Source organism: Acetobacter pasteurianus subsp. pasteurianus LMG 1262 = NBRC 106471 (assembly GCF_000285275.1).
GTDB classification, from domain to species: domain Bacteria; phylum Pseudomonadota; class Alphaproteobacteria; order Acetobacterales; family Acetobacteraceae; genus Acetobacter; species Acetobacter pasteurianus.
Genome location: NZ_CADO01000054.1, coordinates 1 through 6,895 on the forward strand (window position 1 = coordinate 1; position 6,895 = coordinate 6,895).

Annotated in this window: 7 protein-coding genes and 1 pseudogene; 5 read left to right on the forward strand and 3 right to left on the reverse strand. The window is 53.0% G+C overall.

Annotated elements, in window-relative coordinates:
- Positions 1 to 480 precede the first annotated feature (480 nt).
- Entirely contained in the window at positions 481 to 1,593 is a 1,113-nt protein-coding gene (locus tag APA10_RS09160) for a Fic family protein (RefSeq protein ID WP_003631298.1), read from the forward strand.
- Between the two features lie 50 nt (positions 1,594 to 1,643).
- On the opposite strand, the gene APA10_RS09165 is transcribed toward APA10_RS09160, so the two are convergent.
- Positions 1,644 to 2,525, reverse strand: a complete 882-nt coding sequence (locus tag APA10_RS09165) for a tyrosine-type recombinase/integrase (protein ID WP_003631297.1) — start codon at positions 2,523 to 2,525, stop codon at positions 1,644 to 1,646.
- 85 nt (positions 2,526 to 2,610) lie between these two features.
- Between APA10_RS09165 and APA10_RS09175 the strand changes: the two genes are divergently transcribed.
- Together APA10_RS09175 and APA10_RS09180 are read left to right on the forward strand one after the other, a co-directional pair.
- Positions 2,611 to 3,698, forward strand: a protein-coding gene (locus APA10_RS09175; RefSeq protein WP_155116677.1) for an IS3 family transposase whose coding sequence is annotated in 2 segments (ribosomal slippage) — positions 2,611 to 2,872 and positions 2,872 to 3,698 — 1,089 coding nt in all. Because the reading frame shifts where the segments join, the coding sequence is not laid out codon by codon here.
- Positions 3,699 to 3,876: 178 nt separating this feature from the next.
- A complete protein-coding gene (locus APA10_RS09180) occupies positions 3,877 to 4,491 on the forward strand; it encodes a hypothetical protein (protein WP_035366740.1) in 615 nt (204 codons plus the stop codon).
- Here APA10_RS09180 and APA10_RS14930 read toward each other — a convergent pair.
- Positions 4,469 to 4,732: a hypothetical protein gene (locus tag APA10_RS14930; protein ID WP_124326567.1), complete on the reverse strand. Its 264-nt coding sequence runs from the start codon at positions 4,730 to 4,732 to the stop codon at positions 4,469 to 4,471. The two genes, APA10_RS09180 and APA10_RS14930, sit on opposite strands and share 23 nt — an antisense overlap.
- 192 nt (positions 4,733 to 4,924) lie before the next feature.
- Here APA10_RS14930 and APA10_RS09190 point away from each other — a divergent pair, with 192 nt between their 5' ends.
- Positions 4,925 to 5,560 (forward strand): hypothetical protein, encoded by a 636-nt coding sequence (locus tag APA10_RS09190; protein WP_003631237.1) that lies wholly within the window; start codon positions 4,925 to 4,927, stop codon positions 5,558 to 5,560.
- Here the strand turns inward: APA10_RS09190 and APA10_RS14580 are convergent.
- Positions 5,515 to 6,066, reverse strand: a complete 552-nt coding sequence (locus tag APA10_RS14580) for a nuclease-related domain-containing protein (protein WP_157668615.1) — start codon at positions 6,064 to 6,066, stop codon at positions 5,515 to 5,517. The genes APA10_RS09190 and APA10_RS14580 overlap by 46 nt on opposite strands.
- Before the next feature lie 601 nt (positions 6,067 to 6,667).
- Here APA10_RS14580 and APA10_RS15255 point away from each other — a divergent pair.
- Positions 6,668 to 6,895, forward strand: a pseudogene (locus APA10_RS15255) (hypothetical protein); the annotation flags it as partial.

Below are 6,895 nucleotides of genomic sequence, written 5' to 3' on the forward strand. Positions count from 1 at the left end.
CTTCCACTCTCGTGAAAATATCACACCATCAAACCCCGGGACTAAACACCTAGAATCTAATATGACTATGAACTCGGCAATGTGACCGGCGACCCTCCACACACACTCTTTCCCCGAATATAGCCTACTACCCAACATTGAGTTTATCGATATTGTTTCTTAAAGCTGACGATTGTCCTCGTGTAAGCTTGGGCAAAACCAATGGCTGATTACATATTAAGTTAACCCTTGACCAGATATTCCGCTTTTCCCCAATTGCCGTCATTTTCCGTCGGGAAGAAGGGTGATCTGGTGTTGCTGCCGGAATAAAAAACCGGCACAGCTTTTCGGGAGGGGCGGTAAAGGCAGCGGGAACTTCTGTGACAGATGTTCGACCAGTGTGTGCAGAAATAACGGATTTATTCGCCGCATATCATGCGGATATAGCCTTGCGGTTTGCGGTAATTAAGCGCCATATTCTCCGCAAGGAGTGCAGGGAATATGGCGCGGTATATTTATCAGCACGGAAACTGGCCGGACTTTCGGTGGGACAAGGATACCATTGCCCATGAACTGGCCACGGTGCGTCATCGGCAGGGACGCCTCCTCGGCCGTATGGAAAGCCTTGGCTTCGATTTCAGGTCGGAGGCCGTGCTCCAGACCCTGACGGAAGATGTCATCAAGTCGAGCGAGATCGAGGGCGAAAACCTCGATCGTGAGCAGGTACGGTCTTCCATTGCCCGGCGACTGGGCATGGATATTGGCGCGCTGGCACCGGTGGATCGGGATGTCGAAGGCGTTGTGGAGATGATGTTGGATGCGACCCGGCATTATGCTGATCCGCTGACCGAGGAAAGGCTGTTCGCCTGGCATGCGGCTTTGTTTCCCACTGGCCGAAACGGCATGTCACGCATTCTGGTCGGAGAGTGGCGTGACGACAAAACCGGCCCGATGCAGGTCGTGTCAGGCCCTGTCGGACGGGAGAAGGTTCATTATGAAGCGCCGGCAGCCAGCAGAGTACCCGCAGAGATGCAGGTCTTCCTCAACTGGTGCAATGCCGGGCAAGCGCTGGATCCTGTGCTGAAGGCAGCCATCGCACATCTGTGGTTTGTTACCATTCATCCGTTTGAAGACGGAAACGGGCGCATGGCGCGGGCCATCGGCGACCTCATGCTGGCGCGCTCGGAACACACAGATCAGCGTTTCTATAGCTTGTCAGCCCAGATCCGTCAGGAGCGGAAGGATTATTATGCAATCCTTGAGGCTACACAGAAAGGGGATATGGACATCACGGCCTGGCTGCACTGGTTTCTGGGGGCTCTGGATCGCGCCTTTGATCGCGCTGAACTGGTTCTGGGAAAGGTCATCCAGAAGGCCCGTTTCTGGGATAATCTGGCCGGACAATCGATCAATGACCGGCAACGCCTTATGCTGAACCGTCTGCTCGATGGGTTTGAGGGCAAGCTGACCTCATCCAAATGGGCGAAGCTTGCAAAGACGTCACCGGATACAGCCCTGCGTGATATCAATGATCTCGTATCGCGCGATATTCTGGCCAGGGAGGCTGCAGGAGGAAGGAGCACCAGCTATGTGCTGGTTGTTCCCGAGACGTAAAACGCGGATCGATGCTGACGGACAGGCCGCTGATTGGGTATGATCGGCATTTAGGCCTGTATCCTTGCATCGGTGAGCGCGGATGAAATGCGCAGGGCGACCTGATCCGTCGAGCGTTTGACATTTTCTCGCTTCAGATGGGCGTAGCAGGAGGTGGTCTTGATGTCGCTATGGCCCAGCATCCGGCCAATCATTGTCAGGTCCGCTCCCATCTCCAGAGCATCCGATGCAAAGGAATGACGGAGATCGTGGAGCTTGACGCCATCCAGGCCTGCCGCCTTGCGGATACGACGCCACGGCTTTTGCAGGTCAGTGAGATATTCGCCAGCCTTGCGTCCGGTGATGACATAGGGATTGTCGGGCAGGCGAGGGGTGGCCTTCAGGACATCAACCGCCGCCTTGCCCAACTGGACAGTTTTTGCTCCGGTTTTGCTGTCGGGGAGGCGCAGTTCGGCTTCACCCAGCCAGACATGCGCCCACTGGAGCGTCTGGATTTCCCGCAACCGGCAACCCGTGAGGGCAAGTAGACGGATGGCCCGTGCCGCTTCGGGCATATCTTCGGCGGCCTCGTCGAGGCTGCTTCCTAGACGGGCATACTCTTCTCTGGTGAGGAAACGCTCGCGTCTTTCCTCCCGGTAGCGTTTGACGCCCCGGCATGGATTCACACCATCCTGGCGGATACCCCACAGATTGGCGAGGCTGAACATTTTTGACAGCACGCCCAGCGTCCGGTTGGCCTGATAGGGGATATGCCGGAAGCTGCCATGAAATTCGACGACTTCAGCCCGCGAAAGGTCAGCCATCCGCCAGCTTCCGAATTTCGCCACAATGAACAGTTCCACCGAGCGTCTGTACTCTCCCCGTGTTCTGGGTTTCAGGTGGACATCGACATATTCGTCGAGAAAGCGTCTGGAGAAGCTCGTGACAGTCATGGCCTTGCGATCGTCGGTAATCCCCCCATAAAAAGAGTGGCTTTTGGATGAGAATTTTCTCAGCGTAAGAAATGAGGAGATTCTGATGAAGAGTGATCGCTTTACTGACGCGCAGATTATGGGTGTGATCCGCCAGGCTGAGGGCGGCGTCCCGGTTCCTGATCTGTGTTGGGAGCATGGGATCAGCAACGCCACATTTTACCGGTGGCGGGCGAAATATGGCGGCATGGATGCTTCGATGATCAGTCAGATGAAGGCTCTGGAAGAGGAGAACCGTCGGCTGAAGCGCATGTATGCGGATCTGAGCATGCAGACGGATATCCTGAAGGAAGCCCTGGGAAAAAAATGAAGCGGCCAGCCCAGCGCCGGGAACTGGCCGCACAGGCTGTGGCGCATCATGGGGTCAGCATTGCGCTGGCCTGTCGGATTTTTGGGATATCCGAGACCTGCTTTCGCTATCGTCCGCGACTGGCAGCGGAGAACGACAGGATTGCCGCTCTTCTGGTGGGACTGACCCAGGCTCACAGGAGATGGGGATTTGGTCTGTGTTTCCTGTATCTGCGCAATGTGCAGGGACAGCTCTGGAATCATAAGCGGGTTTATCGGATCTATCGGGAACTGGAACTCAACCTGCGGATTAAATCCCGCAGGCGCCTGGTTCGCGAAAAGCCCGAAAAGCTGTCGGTCCCAGCACTTCCCAACGAAGTCTGGTCCATGGATTTCATGGCGGACAGACTTTTGGATGGACGTGCTTTTCGGCTCCTGAACATTCTGGATGATTTCAATCGTGAAGGACTGGCGATTGAGGTTGATTTTTCCCTGCCGGCCTGTCGGGTTGTCCGCTGTCTGGAGCAGGTTATGGAGTGGCGTGGCAGGCCAGAGGCTATCCGAATGGACAATGGCCCTGAATATGTCAGTCATACGTTGGTTTCATGGGCCGAAAAGCAGGGGATTACCCTGATCTATACACAACCGGGTAATCCGCAGCAGAACGCCTATATTGAACGCTACAACAGGACTGTCCGGCAGGAATGGCTGGAGCAGCATCTGTTTGAAAGCATCCAGGACGTACAGGAGGTCGCAACACAATGGCTCTGGACATATAATAATGACAGACCCAACATGGGAAACGGTGGGTTCACACCCGCCCAGAAACTAAAAGTAGCTGCCTGAATTCTCAGTCAGAACCCCACTAAAAATGGGGGGATTACCGTTCTCCTTTAGGGATGAGTATTCCCTCTCATCATGCGACCAGATTCACTTTTTTAGACGAATCTGGCGAGACTAAGTTTTTCGTCGCATCCTGTGACGCAAAGATAGGGGCTCACGGGAATAAGGAGACGAAACTGTTATGCAACATGGCGTCAATCCGAGTTGTGACGCGGTAAGCACCTGGGAAGATACTGGAATACAGGGTGAGCACCTGAAACTGGAGGAAACATCCACCAGCGTGGTGACATTCCGCACTCCAAGTTCACCAGAGGTGAGAGCGCGTTATAGGCAAATTGCCCAGGATGGAGAAGGAGACGTACCGCACCCCCGTTTTGGTGACGGATGGCGGTTGCGTGTCGATATCCTGAGTGAAGATGGCAGCATAGTCGATGGGAGCGTCTTTTTCAGACTGTTCCGGGGACCTGAACAGATCGTCAGACCATATTTGTTAGGGCTGATGACATGGGACGAAGACATGCGTCTTGGAGCGTTGATAACTGCCAGTTTACTGGGTTCCCTTGGATATGCTCAGGGAAAGATCAACCCGACAGAGAAACCCAAAGAAATCAAAAAGAGCGGCATACTTCCCCAACTTATTACCCTGATTTCAAACACGCCGCATGGGCCGCGTCCATCTGAAGCTCCGCATATGATGGAACTCATTCACGAAATTGCCGCCGTGCTCATGCAGGAAGTAAAGCGGCGGGTTGGAGAAATCGCTCCCCCACCACCTATGGTGAAATTCTGTCTGTGAAAGAACTTATTGTGAAATTAACGTATAGCCTGCCACTGGCAGCTCTTTCTGGTTTGATGGCACTGTCACAGCCGGCTTCAGCGCAAAACATGATCAGCAGCGGGACGAGCCAGTTTGCGCCAAAAACCACGCCACACGCTGTTCCCACTCTCTTTTCAGAACACCCGGCTTCTTTGGAGCAGTTGCTGAACTCTGGATATGAAATCCGTTCCAGCGCAAGTAGCGAAACAGGTTCATCCATGATTCTTTTCCGGCCGGCCCAGCCAGACCAGAAGGCATCATGGGTAAGGTGTGAATTGATTGGAGACAGGAACGGCAACGTTGTGTTGCGTTCGAGCCATAATGTTACATCAGACTGTCGCAATTTGAACTGAGAAGACCAAGCGTCTTGCGGTATTAAACTCTCGTTTTTAGTCAACCACACAGGTCCGTTATGACAACCAAGAAACCATCTCGCACCAAAAAACCAGTCGTATCCAAAGCTCCAGAAGATCCTGCACGGCATCGTTATACAGAAGAAGAAATGGATGCGCTTATTGATAAAGCGTGGCCAGAGGAAAAAGTGGAGGCGTATTTCCGAGCCGAGCGAGAAGATGCACCCATTCCTGTTGTGCATGATTTTGCCGTCATGAGGCCCCAGACAGCACGGCTGGCGAAGGCTCTGGCCGACATGTTTCCTGGCCAGTTCAAAGGCGTGGAAATCGGCGCATGGCCCCCGATCAATGCGGAAGATGGCATGATAGACGTGATCTATCTCGGTGAGAGCTGGATTGTGCAGCTTGGATATGACGGCTACGAGCCTTCAAGACTGGGATTTGTTAATGCGACATGTGACGGGCTGGACTACGAGGAAGCTCTGGAAATTGATTGTGGTCTCTACCAGCAAGAGGGCTTTGATACCTACGAGGCAGCGTTTCCGTTGACAGATGAAGACCGAGAGGAATTCATTGATTACATGCAACGCAATTTTAACCGACCGGCCGAAAAGGTCATTCTTGTTCGAGAAGATGATCGCGAAGCAAATCAGGCAAATGGGGATAAGGTCGTTCCTTTCCGCAAGCCCTCATGATGTTTTGCTGCTTCAGTTAGACGATCCCAGGCATGCTGGAGCAGCTCTGAAACAGAGTTGTTCCGTAGGTTTTCCAGTTCCTTCGCAAACGTTTCACGTGTGTGGACCACAGAGAGAAGCTCCGGAGCAACTTCTGCAGGCCCCGTCATGACAATTCTGCTGAGTGTCTGAATGCCAGGATCTATGTGACGGACAATCTCGTACACTGCGGCACAATGACTGGCATTCTGTCGCAGAGGGCTGTAGATTTTCTCTGACCAGCCAGAAGGCAAGGTTTGCTGCCAATAATCGTTGCGAACATCCCCACTCAATCGGCCTCGTAAGTGCTTTGTTTCAACGACGAGGATGCCAAGAGGCGTCAGAGCCACATGATCAATCTGAGTTGGGTTTCCTGATCGGGTTGGCAACACAATATCATGGTGACTGGGTAGACCATATTCAGCAAGAATGTTCCTGACGTCCGTCTCACCTTTGCGCCCCTGAATGTCAGATTTGAAAGCTTTCAAGAACGAGTTTTCTCGTGCAGACCGCATTGGAGTCCCGTATCGCCGACGCATTAGATGTCCCTCATTTCCTGGGATACACGCAACACTTTCTTGCGGCGCCTGGCTTCACGCTGGCGTGCACAAACTAACTCGCGATTTCGAGCATAGTATCGTTGATGCTTTGACATGTTATCGCCAGAGGTGCGCGGATAATGAGTTGTTTTGTGCGGTGAACCGTTGGGTGCAATGACAATGTTTTCAGTTTCGACAGGGGACGTCATGACCGAATGGTTCGACAGTTTGCTCTCAACAGACTGGGGACTGGATTTTCGCGGCATTACAAACTCCTCACTGATCGGGAACCAGTTTGGAGTGTGCTGATGCGACGAAAAATACTCATTTTTTCAGGAAAGAGACTTTTATGATGCCTTGAGCACACAGAACAACACGCTCGCCGCAATGGTGCGGCCTGGCGGCCCGCGCCCTTAATGGCGCGCCATTGCCCCGACCGGTTGTCTGTGCCCCACGAAATTGGGACCTAAATCAAAGGATCCCAATGATGAGTATATCCACAATATCAGTCCAGACACTCACTGGCCCAGCCTCGCTCCTCAACAGGCTCGTGAAAGAGCTTGTTGAGGGATACTGTCACTCCGAAGACATCATGTTTCTGGATGAAAAAACGGTTCAAGTCACACTGTATAACGGCTCTGGATCGCCCCTTCTCCATCATGCAGAAGCTCTTTCTGTAGAATATCCAGCACTGAATATCAGTGCCGTAGAATGGGTTGATTGTTTCGACGCGGATTTCTTCTGTGGTTACCGTCCGTTATGCAAGAGTTTTCTGACC

Bases quoted from the DNA above. Each gene is read 5' to 3' on its own strand.
- APA10_RS14930 (WP_124326567.1), bottom strand. From the start codon at position 4,732: ATGGATGAACCTGTTTCGCTACTTGCGCTGGAACGGATTTCATATCCA.
- APA10_RS09180 (WP_035366740.1), top strand. From the start codon at position 3,877: ATGCAACATGGCGTCAATCCGAGTTGTGACGCGGTAAGCACCTGGGAA.
- APA10_RS09160 (WP_003631298.1), top strand. From the start codon at position 481: ATGGCGCGGTATATTTATCAGCACGGAAACTGGCCGGACTTTCGGTGG.
- APA10_RS09165 (WP_003631297.1), bottom strand. From the start codon at position 2,525: ATGACTGTCACGAGCTTCTCCAGACGCTTTCTCGACGAATATGTCGAT.
- APA10_RS09190 (WP_003631237.1), top strand. From the start codon at position 4,925: ATGACAACCAAGAAACCATCTCGCACCAAAAAACCAGTCGTATCCAAA.